The sequence below is a fragment of the Novosphingobium naphthalenivorans NBRC 102051 genome (assembly GCF_001590985.1).
In the GTDB taxonomy this organism is placed as follows: domain Bacteria; phylum Pseudomonadota; class Alphaproteobacteria; order Sphingomonadales; family Sphingomonadaceae; genus Novosphingobium; species Novosphingobium naphthalenivorans.
Window position 1 is genome coordinate 22908 of sequence record NZ_BCTX01000008.1, and the last position, 26335, is coordinate 49242.

General features: G+C 63.7%; 31 protein-coding genes and 2 tRNA genes. 21 read left to right on the top strand and 12 right to left on the bottom strand.

Features of this window, described 5'->3' with window-relative positions; genetic code table 11:
- Positions 1–29 precede the first annotated feature (29 nt).
- The gene (locus NN5_RS04245; protein ID WP_067732781.1) at positions 30–1271 is read right to left on the bottom strand and encodes a tyrosine-type recombinase/integrase; all 1242 of its coding nucleotides are present in this window, start codon (positions 1269–1271) and stop codon (positions 30–32) included.
- 119 nt (positions 1272–1390) lie between these two features.
- Positions 1391–2050 (bottom strand): JAB domain-containing protein, encoded by a 660-nt coding sequence (locus NN5_RS04250; protein ID WP_084384726.1) that lies wholly within the window; start codon positions 2048–2050, stop codon positions 1391–1393.
- A 53-nt stretch (positions 2051–2103) separates the two neighbouring features.
- Here NN5_RS04250 and NN5_RS04255 point away from each other — a divergent pair, with 53 nt between their 5' ends.
- The 9 genes from NN5_RS04255 (at position 2104) to NN5_RS04295 (ending at position 9250) form a co-directional block, all read left to right on the top strand.
- Entirely contained in the window at positions 2104–5325 is a 3222-nt protein-coding gene (locus NN5_RS04255) for an intermembrane phospholipid transport protein YdbH family protein (RefSeq protein ID WP_067732854.1), read from the top strand.
- Positions 5326–5390: 65 nt separating this feature from the next.
- Entirely contained in the window at positions 5391–5615 is a 225-nt protein-coding gene (locus NN5_RS04260; RefSeq protein WP_067732782.1) for a YnbE family lipoprotein, read from the top strand.
- Positions 5615–6016, top strand: coding sequence for a YdbL family probable chaperone protein (locus NN5_RS04265; RefSeq protein ID WP_067732783.1), 402 nt, complete (start codon positions 5615–5617; stop codon positions 6014–6016). The genes NN5_RS04260 and NN5_RS04265 overlap by 1 nt, the downstream gene beginning before the upstream one ends.
- Positions 6017–6312: 296 nt before the next feature.
- Complete coding sequence (locus tag NN5_RS04270) at positions 6313–6633, top strand: AtpZ/AtpI family protein (RefSeq protein WP_067732784.1); 321 nt, start codon at positions 6313–6315, stop codon at positions 6631–6633.
- 53 nt (positions 6634–6686) lie between these two features.
- Positions 6687–7472, top strand: a complete 786-nt coding sequence (locus NN5_RS04275; protein ID WP_067732785.1) for a F0F1 ATP synthase subunit A — start codon at positions 6687–6689, stop codon at positions 7470–7472.
- Between the two features lie 40 nt (positions 7473–7512).
- Positions 7513–7737: a F0F1 ATP synthase subunit C gene (locus NN5_RS04280; RefSeq protein WP_008833283.1), complete on the top strand. Its 225-nt coding sequence runs from the start codon at positions 7513–7515 to the stop codon at positions 7735–7737.
- Positions 7738–7840: 103 nt separating this feature from the next.
- Complete coding sequence (locus NN5_RS04285) at positions 7841–8335, top strand: F0F1 ATP synthase subunit B family protein (RefSeq protein ID WP_067732786.1); 495 nt, start codon at positions 7841–7843, stop codon at positions 8333–8335.
- Positions 8328–8903 (top strand): F0F1 ATP synthase subunit B family protein, encoded by a 576-nt coding sequence (locus tag NN5_RS04290; protein ID WP_084384728.1) that lies wholly within the window; start codon positions 8328–8330, stop codon positions 8901–8903. Before NN5_RS04285 ends, NN5_RS04290 begins: the two co-directional genes overlap by 8 nt.
- Before the next feature lie 158 nt (positions 8904–9061).
- Positions 9062–9250 carry a flagellar FlbD family protein gene (locus NN5_RS04295; protein WP_067732787.1) on the top strand — a complete coding sequence of 63 codons (189 nt, stop codon included), beginning with the start codon at positions 9062–9064 and terminating at the stop codon, positions 9248–9250.
- A 79-nt stretch (positions 9251–9329) separates the two neighbouring features.
- Here the strand turns inward: NN5_RS04295 and gloB are convergent, their stop codons facing one another.
- The 7 genes from gloB to aroA form a co-directional block, all read right to left on the bottom strand.
- Positions 9330–10100, bottom strand: coding sequence for a hydroxyacylglutathione hydrolase (gloB, locus tag NN5_RS04300; RefSeq protein ID WP_067732788.1), 771 nt, complete (start codon positions 10098–10100; stop codon positions 9330–9332).
- A 72-nt stretch (positions 10101–10172) separates the two neighbouring features.
- A complete protein-coding gene (locus NN5_RS04305) occupies positions 10173–10559 on the bottom strand; it encodes a hypothetical protein (protein ID WP_157081002.1) in 387 nt (128 codons plus the stop codon).
- A 101-nt stretch (positions 10560–10660) separates the two neighbouring features.
- Positions 10661–12370 (bottom strand): 30S ribosomal protein S1, encoded by a 1710-nt coding sequence (gene rpsA / locus NN5_RS04310; protein ID WP_067732790.1) that lies wholly within the window; start codon positions 12368–12370, stop codon positions 10661–10663.
- Positions 12371–12589: 219 nt separating this feature from the next.
- On the bottom strand, positions 12590–12994 hold the full coding sequence (locus NN5_RS04315) for a c-type cytochrome (RefSeq protein ID WP_067732791.1): 405 nt from the start codon (positions 12992–12994) through the stop codon (positions 12590–12592).
- Positions 12991–13614 carry a (d)CMP kinase gene (locus NN5_RS04320; RefSeq protein WP_067732856.1) on the bottom strand — a complete coding sequence of 208 codons (624 nt, stop codon included), beginning with the start codon at positions 13612–13614 and terminating at the stop codon, positions 12991–12993. The genes NN5_RS04315 and NN5_RS04320 overlap by 4 nt, the downstream gene beginning before the upstream one ends.
- 52 nt (positions 13615–13666) lie before the next feature.
- A complete protein-coding gene (locus NN5_RS04325) occupies positions 13667–14110 on the bottom strand; it encodes a nucleoside deaminase (protein ID WP_067732792.1) in 444 nt (147 codons plus the stop codon).
- Entirely contained in the window at positions 14107–15459 is a 1353-nt protein-coding gene (gene aroA / locus NN5_RS04330) for a 3-phosphoshikimate 1-carboxyvinyltransferase (protein ID WP_084384729.1), read from the bottom strand. The genes NN5_RS04325 and aroA overlap by 4 nt, the downstream gene beginning before the upstream one ends.
- Positions 15460–15779: 320 nt before the next feature.
- Between aroA and NN5_RS04340 the strand changes: the two genes are divergently transcribed.
- The 5 genes from NN5_RS04340 to rimM all read left to right on the top strand — a co-directional run bounded on the left by NN5_RS04340 (position 15780) and on the right by rimM (position 19027).
- Positions 15780–16097, top strand: a complete 318-nt coding sequence (locus NN5_RS04340; RefSeq protein WP_067732794.1) for a TIGR02300 family protein — start codon at positions 15780–15782, stop codon at positions 16095–16097.
- A 246-nt stretch (positions 16098–16343) separates the two neighbouring features.
- Positions 16344–16419: transfer RNA gene (locus NN5_RS04345), tRNA-Ala, on the top strand.
- A 163-nt stretch (positions 16420–16582) separates the two neighbouring features.
- Positions 16583–18037 carry a signal recognition particle protein gene (gene ffh, locus NN5_RS04350; protein WP_067732795.1) on the top strand — a complete coding sequence of 485 codons (1455 nt, stop codon included), beginning with the start codon at positions 16583–16585 and terminating at the stop codon, positions 18035–18037.
- A gap of 33 nt (positions 18038–18070) precedes the next feature.
- The gene (rpsP, locus tag NN5_RS04355; protein WP_067732796.1) at positions 18071–18514 is read left to right on the top strand and encodes a 30S ribosomal protein S16; all 444 of its coding nucleotides are present in this window, start codon (positions 18071–18073) and stop codon (positions 18512–18514) included.
- Positions 18515–18517: 3 nt separating this feature from the next.
- The gene (rimM, locus tag NN5_RS04360) at positions 18518–19027 is read left to right on the top strand and encodes a ribosome maturation factor RimM (protein ID WP_067732797.1); all 510 of its coding nucleotides are present in this window, start codon (positions 18518–18520) and stop codon (positions 19025–19027) included.
- Between the two features lie 47 nt (positions 19028–19074).
- Here the strand turns inward: rimM and NN5_RS04365 are convergent, their stop codons facing one another.
- Positions 19075–19392 (bottom strand): hypothetical protein, encoded by a 318-nt coding sequence (locus NN5_RS04365; RefSeq protein WP_067732798.1) that lies wholly within the window; start codon positions 19390–19392, stop codon positions 19075–19077.
- 103 nt (positions 19393–19495) lie between these two features.
- On the opposite strand from NN5_RS04365, the gene NN5_RS04370 reads away from it, so the two are divergent.
- The 4 genes from NN5_RS04370 (at position 19496) to NN5_RS04385 (ending at position 22259) form a co-directional block, all read left to right on the top strand.
- On the top strand, positions 19496–20413 hold the full coding sequence (locus NN5_RS04370) for a LysR substrate-binding domain-containing protein (protein WP_067732799.1): 918 nt from the start codon (positions 19496–19498) through the stop codon (positions 20411–20413).
- Positions 20414–20471: 58 nt separating this feature from the next.
- Positions 20472–21218 (top strand): tRNA (guanosine(37)-N1)-methyltransferase TrmD, encoded by a 747-nt coding sequence (gene trmD, locus NN5_RS04375; protein WP_067732800.1) that lies wholly within the window; start codon positions 20472–20474, stop codon positions 21216–21218.
- The gene (rplS, locus tag NN5_RS04380) at positions 21215–21586 is read left to right on the top strand and encodes a 50S ribosomal protein L19 (protein WP_067732801.1); all 372 of its coding nucleotides are present in this window, start codon (positions 21215–21217) and stop codon (positions 21584–21586) included. The genes trmD and rplS overlap by 4 nt, the downstream gene beginning before the upstream one ends.
- Positions 21587–21986: 400 nt before the next feature.
- Positions 21987–22259, top strand: coding sequence for an HU family DNA-binding protein (locus NN5_RS04385; RefSeq protein WP_067732802.1), 273 nt, complete (start codon positions 21987–21989; stop codon positions 22257–22259).
- Between the two features lie 108 nt (positions 22260–22367).
- Here the strand turns inward: NN5_RS04385 and NN5_RS04390 are convergent, their stop codons facing one another.
- A complete protein-coding gene (locus NN5_RS04390) occupies positions 22368–23210 on the bottom strand; it encodes a hypothetical protein (RefSeq protein WP_067732803.1) in 843 nt (280 codons plus the stop codon).
- Positions 23211–23244: 34 nt separating this feature from the next.
- Positions 23245–24075 carry a TrmH family RNA methyltransferase gene (locus tag NN5_RS04395; RefSeq protein WP_067732804.1) on the bottom strand — a complete coding sequence of 277 codons (831 nt, stop codon included), beginning with the start codon at positions 24073–24075 and terminating at the stop codon, positions 23245–23247.
- Between the two features lie 169 nt (positions 24076–24244).
- Here NN5_RS04395 and NN5_RS04400 point away from each other — a divergent pair.
- From NN5_RS04400 to NN5_RS04410, 3 genes are all read left to right on the top strand, one after another.
- Positions 24245–24330: transfer RNA gene (locus NN5_RS04400), tRNA-Tyr, on the top strand.
- Positions 24331–24421: 91 nt separating this feature from the next.
- Positions 24422–25171 carry a phosphatidylserine decarboxylase gene (locus NN5_RS04405; RefSeq protein ID WP_067732858.1) on the top strand — a complete coding sequence of 250 codons (750 nt, stop codon included), beginning with the start codon at positions 24422–24424 and terminating at the stop codon, positions 25169–25171.
- Positions 25168–26046, top strand: coding sequence for a CDP-alcohol phosphatidyltransferase family protein (locus NN5_RS04410; protein WP_067732805.1), 879 nt, complete (start codon positions 25168–25170; stop codon positions 26044–26046). The genes NN5_RS04405 and NN5_RS04410 overlap by 4 nt, the downstream gene beginning before the upstream one ends.
- Positions 26047–26335: the final 289 nt, after the last annotated feature.

A 26335-nucleotide genomic window follows, 5' to 3' on the forward strand; every position in this document is an offset into this window, starting at 1 on the left:
GCGAGGTGTGGGCATGGGGCGCTGGAGGCTCATGCCGCGGCCTTCAAGCGTTTCTTGGCGAGCATGGCGCGGACGAATTTGTCCCATTTCGCCATGCCGGCGCGTTTCTCGACCATGTAATTCCAGCGATCGTAATGCTTCGAGCTGATGTCCTGCATGGCGTGGTTCTGGAGGCGGTCGCGGATTTCCTTTGGGACTCCGGCCTTGCCGGCCAGGGTCTTGAAGGTGCGTCGGAGGTCGCGGTTGGTGGCATGCGGGATCACGCCGCGATCCCGCTGACGCCAGATGAAGCTGTAGAGCGTACCGTGGCTGACGGGCTTCGACGGATCCTTGGCGGAGGGGAAGAACCATCCGTATTCGTTCGGAGTGATCGATTCGATCAGTTCGGCTGCGAGCGACGGCACTGGGACGGCGTGCGGCTGAAGATTTTTGGTCTTGGTCCAGTCGATGATCCGCTCTCTGGCGTCCCACTGGTCGACATGAAGGCGGGCGATTTCCTCGACCCGCTGGCCGGTCAGCATGAGGATCTGGACAGCACGTGGGTAGGAGGGGTGAACCGGAGTGTCGGGGCATTCCAGCCAGCGATAGAGCCGAACGAACTCTTCCTCGCTCAGCCAGCGCGTCCCGACTGTCTTGGGCTCGGTCGGTATACCGGCGGCAGGGTTATGGATCAGGCGGAAGCGACGTGCGGCGGTGGAGCGATAGTCGTGCTCGGATTTGATGCCCCAGCTAAAGGCGGACCGAATGTAGCTTCGCACATGGTCGGCCATTGAACGCTTGCCGCGCGCATAGATGGGGCGGATGATCGCCGTGATCTCGTCCGGCTCGATGTCGCGGGCCGGGCGGTTGCGTCCGAGAGTATCGGCGATCTTGTTGAGGCCCTTTTCCGCCTCCTTCCAGGACGGCTTTCCTCCATCCTTGAGGTAGGCGACATAAGCCTCGAAGAGGTCGGCGACAGTCCCTGGCCGCGTATCGCCCGCAATCTTGATGCTGCGGCCTTTCTGGATCATCTCCGCGAAGTCGCGGTTGAACACCTCTCGCGCCTTGCTGAGGGGCATCGACGGATACGAGCCGAGCTTCTTTTTGATCCGCTTCTCATCGCGCCACTGCTGCGCCATCCAGTCGGCGGTCACGCGCGTAGGCATAGGCTTCATCACGAGGATCAGGCGCCCGGTTCCATGGCCGCCGCCGTCGATAAGGCTGAGCTGCTTTCCGGTCGTTTCCACCTGCTTCAGGGCTCTGCGAATTTCTCCATCTGTAAGGCTTGGCACTGGGCTTCTCCGTCGGCTTCCAAGTGGGGTCGCGCGACGGGTTCGTGGGGTCGGCGACTGGGGTCAAAAAGGGGCTCGATCCCCCTAAAACCGACCCCAATATGCCATGATTGCCGACTCTACGACAATTGAAAAAACTGTTGTGTTTCAGTGTGATGTGGCGTGATTGAACGTGATCGAAAAGGGCAAGTGGGGTGGTTGTGGACGAGAATCAGCGCGGTGGCCCCGATGTCCAGCGCGCGGCGGATGACTTCCCGGGGATGAATCGCCGCTTCGTCGATCGAGCCTTCACCCACCAGATCGTCCAGCACCAGCATGTTGCGGGCGTTGAGATAGAGCACCCTCACGCGCTCGACCGTCAAATGGGCCATGTCGATCGTCAGATAGTCGATCAGCGCCTGCCACGAGCCGATCACCGGAGCTTCGCGCACTTTCTCGCGGGCCATGCGCGTTGCCGCGATACGCACGAGTTGCAGTGCTGCGGTCGTGGCCTCGCCCATGCCGGGGTGCCCCGCCAGCGTGCGCGGATCGGCCTGGAGCACGCCGGCGAGTGAACCGAACCGCTGGAGCAGGCTGCGCGCCAGCGGTTTCATGTCCCGCCGTGCAACCGCCTGGGCAAGCAGGAGTTCTATCACTTCGTGATCAGCCAGCGCTTCCAGTCCGCCTTCGAGCAGACGCTTGCGCAGCCGCTTGCGGTGGCCGCTGGGATCGTTTGCGGAATCGACGGGGCGTTGCGCAGGTGCGGCGCGTTCATCGAAGAGTGGGGCGTCGTCTGGCATAGGCTGCACAAACAATTGCCTTTCCCGCGCGGCCAGCGCAAGTGATGGAGCGGATGGCGCAAGAACAGGACCAGTCTTCCGGACCCGACGTCGCGGCCGATGACGTGAGCACGCCACCGGCGCGCCGCGTGCGTTGGCGCGTATGGTTGATGGCCGCCGTGGCCGTGTTGCTGATCGCGCTGGGGCTCGTATGGGGCCTGCGCAAGGACATTGCCGACAACCTGATTGCCGGACAGCTCGATTCGCTGGGCCTGCCTGCCCACTACGAGATCGTGTCGATCGGGCCTTCCGAGCAGGTCGTCCGCAATCTGGTGATTGGCGATCCCAAGGCGCCTGATCTCACCGTTGAAGAGATCCGCGTTGCCACGCAGCTCTATTGGGGCTTGCCGGGCATTGGACGGATCACAGTGGTGCACCCGCGGCTCTACGGCACGTTGCACGGCGGCAAAGTGAGCTTCGGCTCGCTCGACAAGGTGCTGTTCTCCGGGAAGGGCGGGCCATTCGAAATGCCCGATCTCGATGTCGCGATCGAGGATGGCCGCGCCCTGATCGAAAGCGATTACGGCAGCATCGGTGCGAAGCTGGATGGCGCTGGACCCCTGCGCGGAGGGTTCGCCGGGGAACTGGCTGCGATTGCGCCGAAGCTCGCCGTCGAAGGCTGTACGGCCGGACAGACCAGCCTCTACGGCAAGGTTACGATTGCATCGCTCAAGCCGCGTTTCGAAGGTCCGGTGCGGCTCAGGGAGCTTGCCTGTCCGGATGCCGCCTTGCGGCTGGCGCAGGCCGGTCTGCAGCTCGACGTGACGCTCGACAAGGGACTAGATGGCGCGGAAGGCAAGCTGGGGCTGCGTGCCGGGACCGCGCGCTATGGAGAAAACCGTCTCGGCGCTTCCTCGGGAACGGCGCATGTCACGTACCGGGATGGCGCTTTGAACGCGCGCTATGATCTTGCGGCCAGCGATCTCAGCACACCGCAGGCGCGTTTCGCCAGCCTCTCGTTCGATGGCCGTGCGCGCTCGGACGAGGGTTTGACCCGCTTCGATATCGACGGGGACCTCGGGGGCAAAGGCATCGCTCTTGGTTCCGCGATTGATCGTTCGATCGCCGGTGTCCAGAAGACCGGCGAAGGAACGCTCCTTGCCCCGCTGGCCGCGCGCGTGCGGACTGCGTTGAGCCAGGAAACGCGCGGCAGTTCACTGACGGCCAGCCTGATCTTCCGCCGCACGGGTGAAGGCTACAGCCTCGTTGTCCCGCGCGGTGCGCTGCGGGGCGGCAGTGGGGCTTCTCTGCTGACGCTGTCGCGCCTTCAGGCGATGTTCGGGGTGCAGGGGCTTCCCCGCGTGACGGGCAATTTCGCGACCGGCGGGCGCGGGTTGCCGCAGATTTCGGGGCGCATGGAAAGCGGCACCGATGGACGGCTGGCGATGCATGTCACGATGCCTGCATACAGCGCCGGTGCGAACAGCGTGTCGCTGCCGCAACTCGCACTGGTGCAGGACGTGCGCGGGGCCTTGCGGTTTACCGGGCAGGCCGAGCTTACCGGCGATCTGCCGGGCGGGCGTGCCGACAACCTGATCGTTCCGGTGGAAGGTCTGTGGGCCGCCAACGGCGATCTTTCGCTATGGCCTCGCTGCACGCAAGTGGCCTTCCGTCAGCTCCAGTTCGCCAATCTGACGCTCGACCGCCGCAGTCTTTCGGTCTGTCCGGCAGGAACCGGTGCGATTGTCCGCAGCCGCGGCGGTGCGTTCCAGATCGCGGCCGGCGTGGCCGGGCTCGATTTGTCCGGCCGTCTCGGTGAAACGCCGGTCACGATTGCCAGCGGGCCGCTGGGGTTCGCGATGGCCGGGGCTGGGGCTGGTGTGGGGCCGGGAACCGTCAAGGCCAGCACGCTGAAGGTTGATCTCGGCCCGGAAGCCGGAGCATCGCATTTCACAATCAGCGATCTGGAGGCCCGCGTCGGTAAGGATGTCGGCGGCACGTTCGCCGATGCCGATATTCGTCTTTATGCCGTGCCGCTGGATCTGCTCAAGACGGGGGGCGACTGGCATTATACGGACGGTGTCCTCTCGATTGATGGAGCCCACTTCACGCTGGTCGACCGCCAGAAGGTTGCGCGGTTCAATCCGATGATCGCTCGCGATGCGACGCTGCGCCTCGCGGACAACGTGATTGCCGCCCACGCGCTCATTCGCGAGCCGCAGAGTGATCGCGAAGTGGTGAGGGCGGACATCGTTCATGACCTCGCGAATGTCACCGGCCATGCCGACCTGACAGTCGACGGCTTGCGATTCGACGACAAGTTGCAGGCCGATACGCTTTCCACATTGGCGCTCGGCGTGGTTTCCAATCTGGAAGGCTCGGTCGATGGCACCGGGCGCATTGACTGGAACGAGCAGGGCGTGACCAGCCATGGCCGCATCGCCACTGCCGGAGTGGACTTCGCCGCGCCGTTCGGCCCGGTGAAGGGGCTTTCCGGGCAAGTGGTCTTCACCGACTTGCTCGGTTTCGTCACTGCGCCGGATCAGACGCTGCATCTCGCCTCTATCAACCCCGGCATCGAAGTGACCGACGGCATCATGTCGTTCGAGATGAAGCCGGACTATTTCCTGCAGATCAACGGCGCGAAATGGCCCTTCATGAACGGCACGCTGACGCTGGAGCCGGCGCACATGAAGATCGGGGTGGCCGAAACGCGTTATTACACGCTCAAGGTCACGGGGCTGGATGCCACCACGTTCGTGCGCCATCTGGACATGTCGAACCTCAACGCCTCGGGCGTTTTCGACGGGGAATTGCCGCTTATTTTCGATGAGAACGGCGGGCGGATCGAAGAAGGACATCTCGTCTCGCGCCCGCCCGGCGGCAATGTCGCCTATGTCGGCGAACTGACTTACAAGGACTTGTCGACCATGGGCAATTTTGCCTTCGACATGCTCAAGTCGGTCGATTTCAAGCGCATGGAAATTTCGTTGGGCGGTACGCTGGCGGGGGAAATCATCACGCGCGTCAGCTTCAACGGCATCAGCCAGGGGATCGGCGCCAAGCAGAACTTCCTGACGAAGCAGATCGCCAAGCTGCCGATCCGTTTCGAGCTCAATATCAAGGCGCCCTTCTTCAGCCTGTTCGCGCCGCTGCGATCGCTTTATGATCCGAACTACGTGGTGGACCCGCGGACGCTGGGCCTGATCGATACCGATGGCCGGATCAAGGCGGCGGCGCAGCCCGGCGTGCCGGTTTCCGCCATTCAGCCTCCAGTCAGTGAGAAAACTCCATGATGCTACGCGAATTGACCGGAGGCGTTCCGGCTGCAACAAACCCGGCTATGAAAGGGCGGGGTGACATGACACTGCAGCAGGAAGGCCAAAGGTCCGGCAGGCGCGCCGTTCGCGCCGCCAGGGTGCTGATGGCTGCGGGAGCGGTCGGAATTCTCGGGGGCTGCGTGAACGTTTCGGCGCCCGACAAGCCGATCGTGATCGAGCTCAACATCAACATCCGGCAGGAAGTGGTTTATCGCCTTGACGCGCAAGCGGCCAAGACGATCGAGGAGAACAAGGACATTTTCTGATGACCAGGTTGTCTATCAAGAGTTTCAAGGCCGCCGGTATGGCCGTTGCCGCCGCGCTGCTCGCAACCGGGGCTGTCGCGGTTCATGCGGACGGGCGCAGCCCCGAATATTCCGCTGCCCGCGCTGCCGGGCAGGTGGGTGAGCAGCAGGATGGCTATCTCGGCGTTGTCGGCAGCCAGCCGCAGGCCATTGTCGCCATGGTGCGCGATCTCAACAACAAGCGCCGTGCGGTTTACACTGAAGGCGCAGCCGCCTCGAAGAGTACGGTGCAGGAATATGCGACGGCTACTGCCTGCCGCCTGCTGGCGGACACCAAGCCGGGGGAAAAGTATCAGGCACCCGATGGCTCCTGGCAGGTCCGTGGCGCTTCGCTGCCGCCGCGTCCCGCTGGCTGCAAGTAAGGGCGCTTGGGCGCACCGGCGCAAGCATCGTTTGATTCGGAAAAAGGGCCGGGCGGGATATCGCCATCCGGCCCTTTTTTGTGCCGTATCGTTGATGCGGTATTGGGGGATGCGAACTCTGCGGTGAGCTCTGCGGCAAGGCGGGCGTGGCCTTCAGGCCGCAGTGCGGCGCTAAGAGTTGCAGTGCGGCACGAGGCGAGGTTGACTCGTGAAAAGGCGCAACCTAAGGGGGCGGCGCCCTCGGCGGGTAGCCGTTGAACGCGTCAATCGTTCCTGTGTGACAAGAGGAGCCTGACATGAACGACGAGCCACCTGCCCGAGACCCTGTTGGCGAGGACGCGCGCATCGACGCGCTCGACGAACGGCTCAAGGCCCTTCGCGAGCGGGAAGAGAAACGCAACCGGCCGGCAGCGGGCGGGGAAACGGACGAGAATTATCGCGCCGGGAACCGTGTGCTGTCGGAATTGCTGGGGGGTGTTGCGGGCGGCTTGTTTCTGGGCTGGGTGATCGATCACTTTGCCGGAACGTCGCCCTGGGGTCTGTTGGTGATGTTGTTCGTAGGGATCTTCATCGCCTTCAGGAACATAATCCGGATTTCGAACCGGCGTCCTGACTAATCCACGGGGGGTGGAAGGGGCGCTGCTGTTCCATAGGCGACAGGGATATTCGCGTGGCAGCCGAAGGCAAGGTCGACCCGATGCACCAGTTCAGCATCCATCCGTTGTTCGGATCGGATAGCTGGAATATCGGTGGTTATAATATCGCGTTCACCAACAGCACGCTGTGGATGGCAATTGCCGCCCTGCTGCTCTTCGTTTTCGTAGCCGGCGGTGCCAAGCGCCAGCTCATTCCCGGCCGCTGGCAGATGGCGGTGGAAACCTTCACCGGCTTCGTCGATGGGATGCTGGCCGCCAATGTCGGCCCCAACGGCAAGAAGTATGTGCCCTACATCTTCTCGCTGTTCATGTTCATCCTCTTCGCGAACTTCCTCGGCTTGCTGCCGCTGGGCGTGATCGGGCTTCATGCCTTCACGTTCACCAGCCACTTCTCGGCTACCGGTGTGCTTTCGATCCTGTCGTTCTCGATCGTGATCATCGTCGGTTTCGCCAAGCACAAGCTGCACTTCTTCTCGCTCTTCGTGCCGCACGGCACGCCTGCTCTGATGATCCCGGCCATTTTCGTGGTCGAGCTGATCTCGTTCATGGTGCGTCCGTTCAGCCTTGGCCTGCGACTGTTCGTCGCGATGATGGCCGGCCACGTCCTGCTCGAAGTGCTTTCCAGCTTCGTTATCAGCTCGGGTAACGCCAGCCTCGGCCTCTTCGCCATTGCCGGTCTGCCCAGCTTCATCCTGATGGTCGGTATCTGCGCTCTCGAGCTGCTGGTCGCCGGCATCCAGGCCTACGTTTTCGCTCTTCTCACTTGCGTCTATCTCAACGACGCCGAGAACCTTCACTGATTTTACCGTTCAATCGGGTTTACCAAAGGGAGTTTTTGAAATGGACGCAGAAGCTGCAAAGCTGCTTGGTGCTGGTTTCGCCGCTATCGGCGCTGGCCTCGCTTCGATCGGCGTGGGCAACGTTTTCGCCAAGTTCCTCGAAGGTGCGCTGCGCAACCCGGGTGCTGCTGACGCCCAGCAGGGCCGCCTGTTCATCGGCTTCGCCGGTGCCGAGCTTCTGGGCCTGCTTTCGTTCGTTATCGCCGCGCTGCTGATCTTCGCCTGATCGCAACGCGCTAACGGCCGCTCCGGCCGCCCGAACCCTTTGGTGGGGCGGCCGGATGCAGGTCGTGAGAATTTTTACGGCTACCTCGAGACAGGGCTGACCCATGCCTCAGATCGCACAGCTCGCCGCGACGTATTCCAGCCAGATTTTCTGGCTGCTGATCTTCTTCGGTTTTACCTTCTTCGTCGTCGGACGGGGCATGGTGCCGAAAGTGATGGAAACGGTTGCGCAGCGTGACAAGCAGATTGCCGACGACCTCTTCGCCGCGGAGCGTGCCCGCAAGCAGGCGGACGAGGAAGAGGCTTCCTGGCGTGCGCGTGAAAACGCCAACCGCGCCGAGGCGCAGGCCCTGATCGCGGATGCGCGCGGCAAGGCTGCCATCGCCACTGCGGACCGCCTCGCCGCGGCGCAGGCCGTCATTGACGGCAAGCTTGCGGACGCCGAAAACCGTATCGCCGAAGCGTGCCGCTCGGCTGCGGCCGAGATCGAAGACGTCGCCGCGGACGCTGCGCGCGATATCGTCAGCCGCGTTGCCGGCCTTTCGCTCGACGATGCCGCCGTTCGTTCGGCAGTGAAGGAGAACCTGGTCCATGGCTGAGAGTGTTGCCGTAGAACAGGGCATCGCCCACGAGGGTGCTGAAATGGCCGGTGAGACCACTGCCCATGTAGAGCATCACGCCGAACCGGCATTGCTCGGCATTGCGCCGCCGGTGGCCGTTGTCAGCGCGTCGATGATCGTGCTGCTGGCCATCGCGGTCTGGAAGGGGCTGCCGGGCATGTTGACCCGTGGCCTCGATTCCCAGATCGCCGAGATCAAGGCGCAGCTTGAGGAAGCGAAGACCCTGCGTGCCGAGGCGGAAGCCCTGCGCAAGGAATACGCTGACAAGATCGCGAACGCCGAAAAGGACGCGGCCGCGATGCTCGAACATGCCCGTCACGAAGCCGAGGCGATCGTCGCCAAGGCCGAGAAGGACACGGCCGAGGTGATCACCCGCCGCGAAAAGATGGCGCAGGAGAAGATTGCTGCCGCCGAACTCGCTGCCGTCACCGACCTGCGCAACAAGGCTGCCGTGGCTGCTGCCGCTGCCGCCAAGGGGCTGATTGCCGCCAACCACTCCGCCGATGCGGACAAGGTGCTGGTGGACCAGGCTATCGCCGGGATCTGATTTCCCGCCGCATTGCCGGTCAACGGGATAGAAGAGCCTCCGTCGTGTGACGGGGGCTTTTTCTTTTGCGCCGCTTTTTTTCGTTTTTGATTCAGATCTCTGGTTTTGTGCGGGCGAAGGTCTAGGCTCTCGGCATTGCCCATATGGAGAGGTGATGCATGTTCGTGAAGCTGACCAGTGTCGATCGCACCCCGACCGTGATTAACGCGTCGCAGGTCACATTCATCTCGCAGATATCGGAAGGCACGCGCATTCGCTTCGGCGAGGGGCGCAGCATCACTGTCGTCGAGCCGCTTGAGGAAGTGATGAGAAGGCTGGACCGGACCCAGTCGTTCCCGGAGACCTGAGTTTTCCAAAATTTTCTGACTTTCCCGTTCGTGCTTCAACTTCGCTCGACACGAACGGGAGGCTGATGGCGGGCTGCCGTCAGAAGCTGTCCTTGGCGCTCCTGAGGGCAGCGAATGTTGCGACGGCATCGCCCTCATGGCCGGGCGGTGCCCAGCGCGCCTGTATCGCCGAATCATCGGCGCGCAGGAAGGGGTTGGTCTTGAGCTCGCGTTCCAGCTTGGCCGGGACCGTGGGCAGGCCTGCGTCCCGCCATTTGGCAATATCTGCGGCATAGGCGGCCAGATCGGCGTTGTCCGGATCGGCATGAAGCGCGAACCGGAGGTTCGCCTCGGTATATTCATGCGCGCAGTAGAGCATGGTTTCGGGGGGCAGCGCCTTCAATCGCTTGAGGCTGGCCCAGAACTGCTCCGGCGTGCCTTCGAACATGCGTCCGCAGCCCAGTGCGAACAGCGAATCTCCGACAAAGGCCATGCTGGAGCCGGGCAAGTGATAGGCGACATGCCCGAGCGTGTGCCCGCCGGCGTCGATGACTGTGCCTTTCCGGTCGCCGATCGCGACAGTGTCGCCCTGCTTCACCAGACGGTCGGCCCCGGCGATCCTGGCTGCGTCACCGGCGGGTACGGTGATCCGGCAGCCGGTGACGGCCTTGATCGCCTCGTTGCCGCCCGCGTGATCCGGGTGCCAGTGGGTGTTCCAGATCTGGGTGATCTGCCAGCCCTTGCGCCCTGCCTGCCGCAGGTATTCGTCGGCATCGGGCGTATCGATGCAGACGGTCTCCTCGCTCACCGGATCGTGGAGCAGGTAGCCGTAGTTGTCGGATAGGCAGGGAAACTGGTGGACTTCGAGCATGGAGTGTCTCCTTGCCCGCTAATCTAGCGTTTGCAAGGCAAAGCAAAAGCCTTCGTGCCACCTGCTGCGTGTTCAGCTGGCTTTCTTGCCAACGCGCGATGAAGCTAACAGGCTGATGGATAACATGAAGAAAGGAAATGCATCATGTGCTGCGAAGTTGTCATGCTTCCAGCGCCAAAAGCCCGAGAGGATCATGCCAACATAGCTCGATAACAGGAGCCACCGCTCTAGCTTGGGATGGATGGAAATGAGAGCAATATGGTCGCTATCGCTGTTAAGTGCGTAGAGAGCTATCGCTGTTGCGACGCTCAATCCCACCAGCAAGATTACCCAATATATCGCTGAAGGCAGAACTGGCGCCGCGAGGCCACCAATGAAGGAAAGGACGGCTGTTTCGAGCCTTAAGCGGAGCGGCAAGCTCAAGATCGGTCGCTCGCTGTAGAGTTGAGGCTCGGGCATGTGCCGGAATTTATACCATCGATATACAAAGCAAAAGCCCGCCCGGATTGCTCCGGACGGGCCTTTGGTGATTTCGGTGTCCTGGAAGGGAGGCCTCAAGATCAACGGTTCTTGAGCGCCTCGCCGAGGATGTCGCCGAGCGACGCACCCGAGTCGGACGAACCGTACTGTTCCACGGCTTCCTTCTCTTCGGCCAGCTGGCGGGCCTTGACCGAGAAGTTCGGCTTCTTCGAACGATCGAAGCCAGTGACCATGGCGTCGAGCTTCTGGCCGACCTGGAAGCGGTCCGGACGCTGCTCGTCGCGGTCGCGGCCGAGGTCCGAGCGCTTGATGAAGCCAGTGGCGCCATCGTCGCCAGCCTGGACTTCGAGGCCGCCGTCGCGGACTTCGAGAACGGTGACGGTGACGACTTCACCGCGGCGCAGCGAGCCGCTGGCTGCAGCAACGCCGCCGGCAGCCGGGGCGCCGCGCTCAAGCTGCTTCATGCCGAGGCTGATGCGTTCCTTCTCGACATCGACGTCGAGAACCACGGCCGAGACCATCTCGCCCTTGCGGTGCAGGGCCAGCGCGTCTTCGCCCGAGATGCCCCAAGCGATGTCCGACATGTGGACCATGCCGTCGACGTCGCCGTCGAGGCCGATGAACAGGCCGAATTCGGTCGCGTTCTTGACTTCGCCTTCCACGGTCGAGCCGACCGGGTGCTTCTCGGCGAAAGCTTCCCACGGGTTCTGCTGGGCCTGCTTGAGGCCGAGCGAGATGCGGCGCTTGTCGGAGTCGACTTCCAGCACCATGACTTCGACTTCCTGCGAGGTCGAAACGATCTTGCCCGGGTGGACGTTCTTCTTGGTCCAGGACATTTCGGACACGTGGACGAGGCCCTCGATGCCCGGCTCCAGCTCCACGAAGGCGCCGTATTCGGTGATGTTGGTGACCGTACCGGTGAGCTTGGCGCCGACCGGGTACTTGACCGCTGCGCCTTCCCAGGGATCGCTCTCAAGCTGCTTCATGCCCAGCGAGATGCGCTGCGTGTCCTGGTTGATGCGGATGATCTGGACAGTGACGGTGTCGCCGATGTTGATCACTTCGCTCGGGTGGTTGACGCGCTTGTAGCTCATGTCGGTGACATGGAGCAGGCCGTCGATGCCGCCGAGGTCAACGAACGCACCGTAGTCGGTGATGTTCTTGACAACGCCGTCGATCACCTGGCCTTCGCTCAGCTTGTCGATCAGCTCGCTGCGCTGCTCGGCGCGGGTCTCTTCGAGAACGGCGCGGCGCGACACGACGATGTTGCCGCGGCGGCGGTCCATCTTGAGGATCTGGAAGGGCTGCGGCACGTCCATCAGCGGAGCGACGTCGCGCACCGGACGGATGTCGACCTGCGAGCCGGGCAGGAAGGCCACGGCGCCGTCGAGGTCGACCGTGAAGCCGCCCTTGACGCGGCCGAAGATCACGCCTTCGACGCGCTTGCCTTCGCCGAATTCGCTTTCGAGCTTGTCCCACGCGGCTTCGCGGCGAGCGCGGTCGCGCGACAGCATGGCTTCGCCGTCGGCGTTCTCGACGCGGTCGACATAGACTTCGACTTCGTCGCCGACCTTGAGGCCGTGCTCGGCGCCTTCACCGCGCGCGAATTCGCGCAGCGGCACGCGGCCTTCGCTCTTGAGGCCTACGTCGATGACGGCCTTGTCGTTTTCGATAGCGGTGATGGTGCCCTTGACGACGCGGCCTTCGAAGCCGTCATCGGCGACGCCGCCGAGCTGTTCGTCAAGCATTTTCGCGAAATCATCGCGAGTCGGATTGGCAGTAGATGCCATTAACAGGTTCCTTCAAAACGATTTTTCCGGCCAGGCGGTTGGTTCCGCCGGTCTTTCCTCCGCCATCCGCACTATTGCATCGGCGGGCCAAAAGGGCCGAACTGCCACGGGCGCCGGATACGCACCGCAGCGTCCATCAGGCCGCAAGGGCCGTCTGGACCGGCGCGCCCTACGCGCGTGATGGGCGAAATGCAAGGAAAATGGCGGCCTTTGGCCGAATTACCGCTGGGGCTGATATCCCGGTTTGCGCATCGTCAGCATCCACGCGGCGAGATCGTGGGCCTGGGGGGCGGTGACGGTGAAATCCATCGCGGCCGGGAAGTTGTGCGAATCGATCAGGAACTGATCGAGCGTTTCTTCGGTCAGCCCGTTGCGGTTGGCGATATCCTCGAAAGGCGGGGATTCGGGATTGGCTGACAGGGTGTTGGCCGTCACCCCGTGGCACTGGGCGCAGTGTTGCTCGGCGAAGGCAAGGCCGCGCTGCGCGCTCGCAGAGGAGGAGGGCGTAGCGGAAGGATATGCGCCGGAGGGAGAAGTCTCGGCGGGCGGAACGGTGGCGGCGGCGCAGCCGGCGGCAAGTGCGGCGAGGAGCGCGGTGAGTAGCAAGGCAGGGCGGGTTTTCACGATTGGCCTTTCGCGTTGACCATGGCGATGGCTGTGGCGATCGCCTTGTCTCGCGGCAGGTCGGACGTGTCCAGAAGCACGGCATCTTCGGCGGGACGGAGCGGCGCTTCCTTGCGGGTGCAGTCGCGTTCGTCGCGCTGGGCCAGGTCGGCGGCGATTTCGTCGAGCGAGACGTCGCGTCCTTGACCCTGCATTTCCAGGAACCGGCGCTGGGCGCGGGCTGCAACCGAAGCCGTCACGAAGAGCTTCACCTCCGCATCGGGCGCGATCATCGTGCCGATGTCGCGTCCGTCCAGAACTGCGCCGCCCGGCTGCGTGGCGAAGGCGCGCTGGCGTTGATAGAGCGCCGCGCGCACGGCGGGATGCACCGAAACCCGGCTCGCCAGGCCGCCTGACGCTTCGGAGCGCAACTCGGGATCGGAGAGCAGGGCATCGGGGAAGGCGCAGGCGGCAAGCGCATCGGCTTGATCGTCGGGATTGCCGCCGGACAGGATCACTTGCCGGCCCACTGCGCGGTAGAGCAGGCCGGTGTCGAGGTGCGGCAGTCCGAAATGGGCGGCGAGGGCCTTGGCGATAGTGCCCTTGCCCGAAGCGGTAGGTCCGTCGACAGCGATGATCATGGCGTGCCCCATGGCCTGCCTCACCGGGGATGGCAAGGCTCGGCGCGCGGCGTCAGTCGGCGATGTCCTCGGCCCACAGGGCGCCGTTTTCCGCAATGAATCGGGCCATCAGGTCGATGCACCGGGAATCGTCGACGATCTCGACCTCAATGCCGTGATCGCGCAGGAACTGTTCGTTGCCGCCGAAGTTGCGGTTCTCGCAGATGACCACGCGCGGGATCTTGAACTGTACGATCGTGCCCGAGCACATCATGCAGGGCGAGAGCGAAGTGTAGAGCGTGCAGTCGCGGTAGCTGGTCTGGCGTCCGGCGTTCTGCAGGCAGTCCATCTCGCCGTGGAGAATTGGGTTGCCCTGCTGGACGCGCCGGTTGTGACCGACGGCGATGATTGCGTCGCCGCGAGTCAGGGCCGAGCCGATCGGCAAGCCGCCTTCGTTGTAGCTTTTCAGCGCCTGCTCGTAGCAGGCATCGATGGCGCGCTTGTCGATTTCGGTCATGCCATGAGTCCGTCCAGCATGGTTTCGAACACGGGGAAGCTGGTCGCGATCGGGCGGGTGTCGTCCACTTCCACGCCATTCTTGCTGGCGAGGCCTGCAATGGCCATCGACATGGCAATGCGGTGGTCGAGGTGGGTGGCGATGGCGCCTGCGGTGCCGGGCAAGGGTTCGCCCCCGGTTCCGGTGATGACGAGGCCGTCCTCGCGCTCCTCGATGCGGGCGCCGGCGGCTGTCAGGGCCGCGGCCATGACGGCGAGGCGGTCCGATTCCTTGACGCGCAACTCGTCGAGCCCGCTGGTGGTCGTCACGCCCTCTGCCAGCGCGGCGGCCACGAAGAGAGCGGGGAATTCGTCAATCATGCTGGGGGCGATGGCCGGATCGACCTCGATGCCCTTGAGGGCCGAGTGCTTCACCAGCAGGTCCGCGACCGGCTCGCCGCCGACTTCGCGGGCATTCACTTCCTCGATCTGCCCGCCCATCTGGCGCAGGACCGTGACGAGCCCCGCGCGGGTGGGATTGAGGCCCACGTTTTCGATCAGCACTTCACTGCCCGGCGTGATCAGTGCAGCGACCAGGAAGAAGGCTGCCGAGGAGGGATCGCCCGGCACGTCGATAGTCTGAGGCTTGAGTTCGGCCTCGCCGCGAATGGTGATGATCCGGGTGCCGTCAGCCTCCACTTCGACGTTCAGTTCCGCGCCGAAGCCGCGAAGCATACGTTCGGAGTGATCGCGCGTGGGGACAGGCTCGATGACGGTGGTTACGCCCGGGGTGTTGAGGCCTGCCAGCAGAACGGCGCTCTTTACCTGCGCCGAAGCGACCGGCAGGCGGTAGCTGATCGGCACGGCGGGGCAGATGCCTTTGAGAATCAGCGGTAGGCGGCCGCCCTCGCTGGCCTCGAAGCTGGCGCCCATTTGCGAGAGCGGTTCTATCACGCGGCCCATCGGCCGCTTCGATAGCGAAGCATCGCCCACGAATGTCGCAGTGATCGGGTGGCTGGCGACAAGCCCCATCAGCAGCCGTGTCGACGTGCCCGAATTGCCCATGTCGAGCGGCGACCGGGGCTGGAGCAGGGCGCCCACGCCGACCCCGTGCACCGACCATGCGCCTTCCCCGGTGCGTTCGACCGACGCGCCCATGGCACGCATGGCGGCGGCGGTGGCCAGCACGTCCTCGCCTTCCAGCAGGCCGGTCACGCGCGTTTCGCCGACCGCCAAGGCGCCGAGCATGATCGAGCGATGGCTGATCGACTTGTCGCCGGGGACGCGGATCGTGCCTTTCAGCGGCCCTGCGGGCAGGAAGCGGCGGGGACGCGTCGCGGCGGGATGGGCGATGTCGGCGGCGTGGCTCACGGGATGGGCTTTCGCAAGAGGCAGGACGATGAGGGATGGTCTCCATTTCGTCCAGGCGGAGCCGAGAATCGTGATCTTCGAGCACCGTAGCGCAGCGTACTTCAAGTACGTGAGCACCGGCGCGCAGAATATCGCGCTTCGCAGGCCCGAATGGGCGGAATGGAGGCCATCCCGGGTCGCGGCTTTTGACAGCGCGGGCCGCCTATGGCAAGGCGCGCGCCCTGATGCGGCAGGTACGCTTGATTTTGCGCGCGGGCCCTACCATCAAGACACGGAATTTTACACCCGGCCGCCACGGCCGGGCAAGATGAGGACATTTCATGGCAAAGCCTGAGTGGGGCGCCAAGCACGGCTGCCCGAAATGCGGCACCCGCTTCTACGATCTGGGCAAGGATGACCCGGTGAAGTGCATCGAGTGCGGCTATGAGTGGCATCCCGAGCCGGTGCTCAAGTCCAAGCAGCCGATTCCCTTCGAGGAAGTTCAGAAGAAGGAAACGGAAGAGCAGGAAGACGTCGATCTGGCCGAAGACGATCTCGACATCGATGACGACGGCGATTCGCCGGACAACGACGTCGATCTTGGCGGTGACGACGATCTCGGCATCGGTGCCGGCGACGACGACGGTCGCGACGAGTAAGGCGTTGGTCTGATGAGCTCGGCACATTTGTGCTGAGCTTGCGGCACCGGCCCGCGCGCCGGTGCCGTATCCGGACGCCAGTCCGGTAGAATGCTTCGCAGGGCGTCCGGCGAAAAAATCGGGCGCCTTCAAATTCCCTCTTGCCAAGCGGGAGAGCCCCCACTAGAGGGCGGCCTCCCAAGCGGAAGCGATGCTTCGGCAAGGGGCGAACCGGACCTCCCAGGATCGGTTCGGATGAAATGGCACGGGGCCGTAGCTCAGCTGGGAGAGCGCTACAATGGCATTGTAGAGGTCAGGGGTTCGATCCCCCTCGGCTCCACCATTTCGACATATGAGTTTCGCGCAATAGCGATACGCTGGCTGACGAGGTTTCGTCCGCCGGCGTTTTTCGCATGATGTTGCGCTCACGCCGGTCCGCGAGGTTTCGCCCACCGGCGTTTTCGGCGTTCTGGCGGGCCTGTGGTTCGTCAAAAGGGAGTTAGGCCATGTTCGACAGTCTGTCCGATCGTCTCGGCGGCGTGTTCGACAAGCTGCGGGGCCGCGGCGCGCTCAAGGAGCAGGACGTCCGCGATGCCATGCGCGAAGTGCGCATCGCGCTGCTTGAAGCCGATGTCGCGCTCCCGGTCGTGCGCCGTTTCATCGATCAGGTGACCGAGAAGGCGATCGGCCAGTCGGTCCTGCGCTCGGTCACGCCGGGCCAGCAGGTCGTCAAGATCGTCAACGATGCGATCATCGAGATGCTCGGCGGCGATACGACGCCCGAGCTCGATCTCAATGCCGCGCCGCCGGTCGTGATCATGATGGTCGGCCTTCAGGGCTCGGGTAAGACCACCAGCACTGCCAAGATTGCCAAGCTGCTCAAGGAGAAGCAGGGCAAGAAGGCGATGATGGCCTCGCTCGACGTCAACCGTCCGGCGGCGCAGGAACAGCTCAAGGTGCTGGGCGAGCAGGTCGGCGTTGCCACGCTGCCGATCATCCCCGGCCAGCAGCCCACCGAAATCGCCACTCGCGCCATGCAGGCTGCGAAGCTGCAGGCGATCGACGTGCTGCTGCTCGATACCGCGGGCCGCCTCCACGTCGATCAGCAGCTCATGGACGAGATGAAGGCGGTCGCCGAAATCTCTTCCCCGCGTGAAACGCTGCTCGTCGTCGACTCGCTGACCGGTCAGGACGCGGTCAATGTGGCGCAGAGCTTTGCCGGGCAGGTGGACCTGACTGGCGTCGTGCTCACCCGTATGGACGGCGATGCCCGTGGCGGCGCCGCGCTGTCGATGCGTGCCGTCACCGGCAAGCCGATCAAGTTTGCCGGCACCGGCGAAAAGATGGAGGCCCTGGAGGTCTTCCACCCCAGCCGCGTCGCCAACCGCATCCTGGGCATGGGCGATGTCGTCAGCCTCGTCGAGAAGGCGGCCGAGGCCGTCAAGGTCGAGGATGCCGAAGCTCTGGCCAAGCGCATGGAGCAGGGCAAGTTCGACATGAACGACCTGCGTATGCAGCTCAAGCAGATGCAGAACATGGGCGGCCTCGGGATGCTGGCAGGCATGATGCCGGGCATGAAGAAGGCCAAGGCGGCGATGCAGGCCTCGGGCATGGATGACCGGGTGTTGCTGCGCATGGATGCGATCATCGGTTCGATGACGCCCAAGGAACGCAGCAATCCCGCGCTGCTCAATGCCAAGCGCAAGATTCGCGTCGCCAATGGCTCGGGCACACAGGTTCAGGACGTCAACAAGCTGCTGAAAATGCACATGGAGATGTCCAAGGCGATGAAGCAGATCAAGAAGATGGGCGGCCTCAAGGGTCTCGCCGCGATGTTCGGCAAGGGCGGCCTCGACGCCGCGATGCCGGGGCTTGGCGGGCAGGGGCTTGGTCCCGGCGCGGGCGGAATGCCCGGGCTTGGCGGCGGAGGGCCCGATCTCAGCAAGTTTTTGAAGAAATAAGCATTCGAACGAATTTGAAGGAAAGGTAGAACAATGTCCGTTTCGATCCGTCTGTCGCGCGGTGGTGCGAAGAAGCGCCCCTACTACAAGATCGTCGTTGCCAACTCGCGCGCGCCGCGTGACGGCAAGTACCTGGAGCAGGTTGGCACCTACAACCCGCTGCTCGCCAAGGACGACGAGAACCGCGTCAAGCTGAACGAGGACCGCGTGAACTACTGGCTCGGCGTTGGCGCCCAGCCGACCGACCGCGTTGCCCGTATGCTCGACAAGGCCGGCATCAAGGAGCGCGCCGCGACCAACAACCCGAAGAAGGGTGAGCCGGGCGAGAAGGCCAAGGACCGCGCCGAGGAAAAGGCCGAGAAGCTGCGTGAGGCCGAAGAGGCCGCCGCTGCTGCTGCCGCCGCTCCGGCCGAGGAAGCTCCGGCTGCTGAGGAAGCTGCCCCCAAAGCAGCCACTGAGGATTCGACCGAGGCGTAAGTCTTGGCTGGTAACGATCGCCCCGTCACGCTGGCTGCCATCACTGGCGCCCACGGCGTGACGGGCGAAGTGCGCCTCAAGCTGTTCGGAGAAGGCGTGGCTGCGCTCAAGCGCTACCGCGCCTTCAACGATTCCGCGCTCACGCTGAAAAAGCTGCGCGATGATGGCAAGGGCGGCGCCATTGCCCGCTTCGAGGAAGTGGCCGATCGCAATGCCGCCGAAAAGCTGCGCGGCACCGCGCTGACGGTGCCACGCTCGGCAATGCCCGATCTGGGCGACGGCGAGTATTATCACGCCGATCTGATCGGACTGCCTGCCGTCTCGAACGAAGGCGAGGCGCTCGGCACATGCGTCGCGGTCGAGAATTTCGGTGCGGGCGATGTGATCGAGATCGAGCGTCTGCCCGGCGAAGACGGCAAGCGCCGCCGCTTCATGGTGCCGATGACGCAGGCGGCCGTGCCCGAGTGGGACCACGAAAAGCTGGTCGTGAACGCCGCATTCGTCGAGGAATGACGGGCAAGAGGCTGCGTCTGACGGCGCGGCCTCTTGCTGTTTCCGGCTCAGGCAAGCGGCAGCACTGTCGTGCGGATCGCCGTAACCGGTTGACCGTGCGCCGGGGGCGCCATGGCGGCCAGGGCCAACAGCACGGCGGCAATGCCGGAGCCGGCCGTGACGCCACCTATCACAGCGATCATGACAAGCCGCGCCTTGCGAGCAAGCGGGGTTTCGTGGGGCTCTTCATAAGTATTCTCTATCGGTGACTGGCCGCGCATCCGCGATCGCAGGCCTCGCGCGATCCTTGCGAAAACCATGGCGATGCCTGCCGAAAACTGGCTGTGACCGGCGCTCCACTGCCTCATGAAGTGTTCATCCTGCATGTTTCCGGTTCCTTTGATGGGGTGCCGAGGAAATGCGCCTTTCGGCAGGGATCGGCCAACAAAAGCTCTGGCCACATATATAAGGTGAGCTTATCAAGTTCGGATGGATCGCCTTCCTCCGCTCAGTGCCATTCGGGCCTTCGAAGCCGCAGGGCGGCATGAGAACTTCTCCCGCGCGGCCGAGGAACTGGGCATGACTCAGGCGGCGATCAGCTATCAGATCCGTCAGTTGGAAGACCGCGTCGGCCGGCCGCTGTTCGTCCGGGAGAAAGGGCGGGTGCACTTGTCGGAAAGCGGCCGCCAGTTGCTGCCTGCGGTGAGCTCTGCCTTCGGCACGCTTACAGATGCTTTTTCCGCCATTCGCAGCGAGGACGAAGACGTTCTCGCCATCAATACATTGATCTCGTTCGGGGCGACCTGGCTCAGTGGGAAAATCGGCCGGTTCCAGCTGCGTCATCCGGATATTGCGGTTCGGATCTCGCTGGCGAACGAATTGATCGATCTGGCCGCATCCCGTTATGACGCGGCCATTCGGGTTGGCATGGGCGTGTGGGAGGGGCTGCGCAGCGAGTTTCTGTTCCGCCAGCACTACACGCCGGTCTGTTCCCCTTCGTTTCTGGAAAAGAACCGTATCACCTGTCCGGCAGATCTGCTGACGGTAGAGCGCTTCGCGCCCAATAATGTGTGGTGGGGGTGGTTCGCGGCAGTCGGGGTCCGGCTTGGCACGCCCCCGCCGCCGCGCCGCGGGGTGGTGATGGACAACCAGTTGCAGGAGGCCAACGCAGCCCTGAGCGGTTATGGTGTGGCCCTCCTGTCCCCCTTGTTCTGGCGCGCGGATCTGGAGAACGGCCGTCTCGTGCAGCCGTTCGAGACGCTTTACTATCCGGGCGGTGCGCAGTGGCTGGTTCACTCCGAATCGCGTGCCGGTGTGCGCAAGATCGAGCGCCTGCGCGAATGGCTGCGCGAAGAACTCGCCGCAGACCGTAATTTCCTTCCGGCTGAGGTATGGGAGCCTTTCTGATGGGCTTTCTTGTCCATGCCCTCTTGCCGGAGCGGGCGATTTCCGCTTTGCGGCGCGCATGACTTTCGCGGCCACTGTTCTTACTCTCTATCCGGACATGTTTCCCGGTCCGCTCGGCGTGTCTCTGGCGGGCCGGGCGCTGGCTGAGGGCAAGTGGTCGATCACGCCGGTCCAGATCCGCGATTTCGCGACAGACAAGCATCGCACTGTGGACGATACGCCCGCCGGGGGCGGCGCGGGCATGGTGCTCAAGGTGGACATTCTCGCCAGCGCCATCGATCACGCGCGAAGCCTCAATCCCGATGCGCCGGTCATTGCCATGACGCCGCGCGGGAAGCCCATCACCCAGGCCCGCGTGCGCGAGCTGGCGGCGGGGCCGGGCGTCATTGTCCTGTGCGGCCGTTTCGAAGGTTTCGACGAGCGGATCTTCGAGGGCAGGGATGTGGAAGAGGTTTCGGTCGGCGACATCGTGCTTTCTGGCGGAGAACCGGCGGCTTTGATGCTGTTAGACGCTTGCATTCGCCTGCTTCCCGGCGTAATGGGCGCGCCTTCCAGCGGGACCGAGGAATCGTTCGAGGACGGTCTTCTTGAGTATCCGCACTATACCCGGCCCACCGAGTGGGAAGGGCGCACGATCCCTGAAGTGCTGCGATCGGGGGATCACGCGAAAATCGCCGCCTGGCGGAAACAAAGGGCGGAGAACGATACACGGTTACGCAGACCGGACCTTTGGGAGCGTCATACCGGCGCTCGGGACCAGTCTGCCTCTGGCGCGCGGCAGGAAACGAAGGACTTGGGTTCATGAACCTGATTCAGCAGATCGAGGCCGAGGAAATCGCCAAGGCCGCCAAGGACATTCCGACGTTCCGTCCGGGCGACACCGTTCGCGTCGGCGTGAAGGTCATTGAAGGCACCCGCACCCGCGTGCAGAACTTCGAAGGCGTGTGCATCGCGCGTTCGAACCGTGGCTTCAACTCGAACTTCACCGTTCGTAAGATCAGCTTCGGTGAAGGCGTGGAACGCGTGTTCCCGCTGTACTCGCCGAACATCGATTCGATCGCCGTTGTTCGCCGCGGTGTCGTGCGCCGCGCCAAGCTGTACTACCTGCGTGGCCGTACCGGTAAGCGCGCCCGTATTGCCGAGCGCCGCGAGGTCAACGAAGCCAAGGCGTAAGTCTGGCTCGACCGGCTCTATGCAGCCGGATGGAAAGAGGCGGTTCGGTTTCGAGCCGCCTTTTTTATGCCGGGCTCTTTTTCGGAGGCCGGTCCGCTCTTCGATTAATCTTTTTTCACCGAATCGTTGGATAGCCAGACAGCGCTGAAGACCGCGTTCTTCAATGCTGCGCTGCAGTGTCTCCGGCGGCCGTGTGAGTGCATGTTGCGCGCTGTGCAACATGCTGCGCTGCACAAGGGAAAAATGGTACGCGAATGGCGGAAAAACACGATAAACTGCGGGTTTCACGGTGGTTTAGGCCTTGCCACGGCCATCAAAACCCGCTCAATTCCGTCGTCATCTCGAGGCGACTCAATATCCCATCATAACCGGTTCCACTGAAAGGTAGGGGGTTCCCATAATGAACAAGAACGATCTCATCAGCGCTGTTGCCGATTCGAGCGGCCTGACCCGCAGCGACGCGACCAAGGCAGTCGAAAGCGTGTTTGACGCCATCACCGGTGCGCTGAAGAAGGGCGACGAAGTGCGCCTCGTCGGTTTTGGCACTTTCTCGGTTGCCAAGCGCAAGGCTTCGACCGGCCGCAACCCGCGCACGGGCGAGCCGATGGAAATCAAGGCTTCGGCTCAGCCGAAGTTCAAGGCCGGCAAGGGCCTGAAGGACGCCGTCAACTAAGACGGCCGGCAGCCTGTAACGCCTCACAGGCTGAAAGAATTACGCCGCGCCAACTCGGGTTGGCGCGGCGTTTTTCGTTTCCGTCTGAATGGTGGCGATCGTCAGGCCTCAGGGGGCCATTTTCAGGAGCGCAGTGGGCGCCGCTTTCGTACGCGGGTTGACCGGCCAGGTCAGGGCTTGTCCGCCGGGACCCGGCTTGGGGCCTTCGTCCGTGTTGTTGGCCAGAATTTGCGCATCGGTGGTGATGGTGAAGGTGCCATCGGCCATCGCGGTCGGGCCGTTCTCATCAGCGCCCTCGCTCTTGGCCATGCCGGACATCATGCCTGCCATGGCCGCGCCGCCGCTGGGCGGGCCGAAGCCGGGCGCATCGACCCGCACCGAGCCGTCCTGCCGCAGCGAGACCTGCACGAAGGCATTGCTCATCGCGAAGCCTTCCATGGTCGGGAAGACGAAGTCGTGGTCGAGTTTGCCTGAAAGCGCGAAATCGACGTCGAATTTGCCGTTGCCGATATATTCGACTTTGTTCCAGCCGGCCTGACGGTGCAGCTTCGCTGCGAGTTCCTTGCCCGATTCGGGATTGCTGGGGTCCATCCCGCCCAGGAACATCTGGGCGGCCTGGGCATCGCTCTTCTTCTTTTCCTCGCGCTGCTTTTCCCACTCGGCCTTCTGATTCGCAATTTCCTCGCTCGTGCAGGCCCGGTCCTCGTAAGTTTCCTCATCGTGGCAGGCTTCGGGCGAGAACGCCTCTTCCTTGTCCGACTTCATCATCGGCACCATCAGGATCTCGCCGGTGTAGCGGAACGCAAAGCTGTGATCCTTGCGCAAGTCGAGCTGTGACGTGAACTTGCCCGGCGCAAAGATGCAGGCCGCCAGCAGCAGCGACAGCGTGACGGCGGCCAGCCCGGCAGCAAGACGCCGCCGGGCTCCGGGTTGATGGAATGTCCCCTGCATATGCCCCTCCTTCAAAATAACTCCCGGCGCCTTGTTACACCGGTTCGCGAGTCGCCGCGGCATAAAGCGCGATCGCCGCGGCGTTGCTGACATTCAGGCTTTCCATCGCCGCGCTGATCGGCAGGCGGGCGATAGCATCGCAATGCTGTACGATGTTGTGGCGCATGCCTTCGCCTTCGGCGCCGAGGACAAGGGCGACCGGGCCGGCGGGCAGGGCCTCGCCCAGGGTGCTCTGGGCTTCGCCGTCCAGTCCGATGCGCCAGTATCCGGCCTCGGCAATCTCCTCCAGCGCGCGGGCCAGATTGACCACGCGCACCCAGGGCAGGATCTCCAGCGCGCCTGACGCGGACTTGGCCAGCGTTCCCGATTCGGGCGGCGCATGGCGATCCTGCGTGACGATGGCGCAGGCATCGAAGGCCGCGGCGGATCGCATGATCGCGCCGACATTGTGGGGGTCGGTGACCTGGTCGAGCACGACCACCGGCCGGCCCGGGTCGCCGTCGAGCACGTCGGCGAGGAACATGTCATCCAGCGGTTCGCATTCGAGGACGAGCCCTTGATGCGGAGCATCACGCGCGACAAGGCGGGCGAGATCCGCAGGCTGGGCCCATTCGACGGGAAAATCGCTGGGCAGTTCGCCATCGAGCGAATCGACGCCTTCGCGCGTAGCCCAGAGCTTGCGGTGGCGCCGGTCCGGATTCTTGAGGGCAGCCTCCACTGCGTGACGGCCCCACAGCCGGACCATGCCCGATGAGGCACGGCCGCTGCCACGGCCGTTTTTCATCCGGCCCGCACGGCCGCGCAGGGCCCGGCCCGGGCGTTTGCTGTCCCGTCCACCCTCCCGGTCTTCGCCGCGCTTGTTCATCAATTATCCTTTCCGTGAAAAATCTGTTCCCGCTTTGGCAGCGACCCCATTGACAGGCAAGGCTCGGTTCGGCAAAGGCGCGGCTCCTCGGCAACGGGGGCTTCTTTCGAAGCTCCAAAAAACGTCGGTATCTCCCGTTCGGGATGGCCGGCTAGCCAGCAACTGGTGTGGACAGGTGGCCGAGTGGTTAAAGGCAGCAGACTGTAAATCTGCCCGCGCAAGCGTACGTTGGTTCGAATCCAGCCCTGTCCACCACCAGCTCTCTTCCCCAGCAGTCCCCGGTGATCAGAGCCGCCCGCCAGAGGGCAGCATTGCGGTCGCTGGGCTCACGGACTAGATGAAGGCGATGCCCTCAGACATTCTCGATAATCAGGGCCGCGGCGAAGCATCGTGGCAATGGCCCTCCGTTCACGCCGAAGGGCGCAAGTTCGGCGCAATCGCCGGTGGTATTGCGCTGATTGGCTGGCTGATCCTAGGCCCCTGGGTGGGCTGGCCGCTGGCCGTGCTCACTCTGTGCGTGCTTGCGTTCTTCCGCGATCCGGTGCGCGTGACGCCGCAGGACGACCGCTGCATCGTGGCGCCGGCCGACGGGCTGGTCACGCTGATCCAGAAGGTCCCGCCGCCGCGCGAACTGACGATCGATGACGGCAGCGGCGCGTTGCCGCTGCCGGTCGATCCGGTGACGCGGATTTCGATCTTCATGTCGGTCTTCGATGTGCATATCAATCGCGCGCCGATCGGAGGCACGGTTCAGCGGGTGATCTATATCCCCGGCAAGTTCGTGAATGCCGATCTCGACAAGGCCAGCGAAGAGAACGAGCGTCAGCACATTCTGATAGAGCGGGGCGACGGCACGCGAATCTGTTTCACGCAGATCGCCGGACTGGTCGCGCGGCGCATCGTCCCGTTCATCAAGCCGGGGGACATCATTGCCGCCGGGCAGCGCATCGGCCTGATTCGATTCGGCAGCCGCGTTGACGTCTATTTGCCGGCAGGCACCGAGCCGCGCGTGCTTATGGGCCAGCGCATTGTGGCCGGCGAAACCGTGTTGGCCGAAATGGGCTCGGCACCGGTGATCGAGGGCATTGCCCAATGAACGACGGCCCGCGTGAAAATCCTGCGGGGGAACCCGACGGATTTACCGAAGGGCAGCCGGTCCCGCGCCGCCGCTTCGCACGCGGCCTTTCGATGCGCGCGATCGTACCCAATGCGATTACCGCCGCGGCGCTCTGTTCGGGCCTCACCGGTATCCGTTTCGCCATCGGCGGCGATTTCGATCGTGCTGTTCAGGCGGTGATTCTGGCTGGCCTGCTCGACGGTATCGATGGGCGGGCGGCACGGCTGCTCAGGGCGCAGACGCGTTTCGGTGCGGAACTCGACAGCTTGGCCGATGCGATTTCCTTCGGCGTCGGCCCGGCGCTGATCGTCTATCTGTGGACGCTGCATCAGGTGCCCAGCGTAGGCTGGATCGCGGCGCTTGCTTTCGCGATCTGCTGCGTGCTGCGGCTGGCGCGCTTCAATGCGCGGCTCGACATGCTTGAACAGCCGCACAAGCAGGCGGGATTTCTGACCGGGGTTCCGGCGCCGCTGGGCGCGGCTCTGGCGTTCCTGCCGATGTACCTCTGGATCGCCAGCGACCGTCCCGAATTCGCCAATCCGATTGTGGTGAGCGGATGGATGGCGCTGATCGCTTTCCTGATGATCTCCAGCCTGCCGACGCTGGGCTGGTCGCGGTTGCGCCCGCCCAATAGTTTGCGCCTCGGCATGATCGCTGTTGTCGGCCTTATCGTCGCGGCTCTGCTGACCGAACCCTGGTTCACGCTTGCCGCGATCACCATCGGCTATCTCTTGCTGATACCTGTGGGCCTTGCGGCTTATGCCAAAGTCAGGCGGCAAGCGCCGCACCCGGCCACTCCAGCCCCGGCGCCTGAAGGTTTCGACGAGCAGGGCGCTCCGCTCGGCCCTTCCTGAGGGGCGCGAGCGCGGGCTGTTGCCGGTGTTCCGTGGATTTCCAGAAGATCACGATGCTTTCCGGGCAAGCGGCAAGCTGCGCCCGCAGTGCGAGCGCGCCTGAGCCATAGCGCCGCCATGTGGCAGCCATGATCCAGACCGACGTCAGTGCGGCAAAGGCGAAGAGGCACGCGGCAAATGCAGTCATGACCGTTCCTTTCGAACCCTGGTCCACGGCCTGTTGCCAGTCTGGTGGACAGCTTGTGGAAAACACAAAAATGTTCTAACAATGTTCCGACTGGCCCCTTGT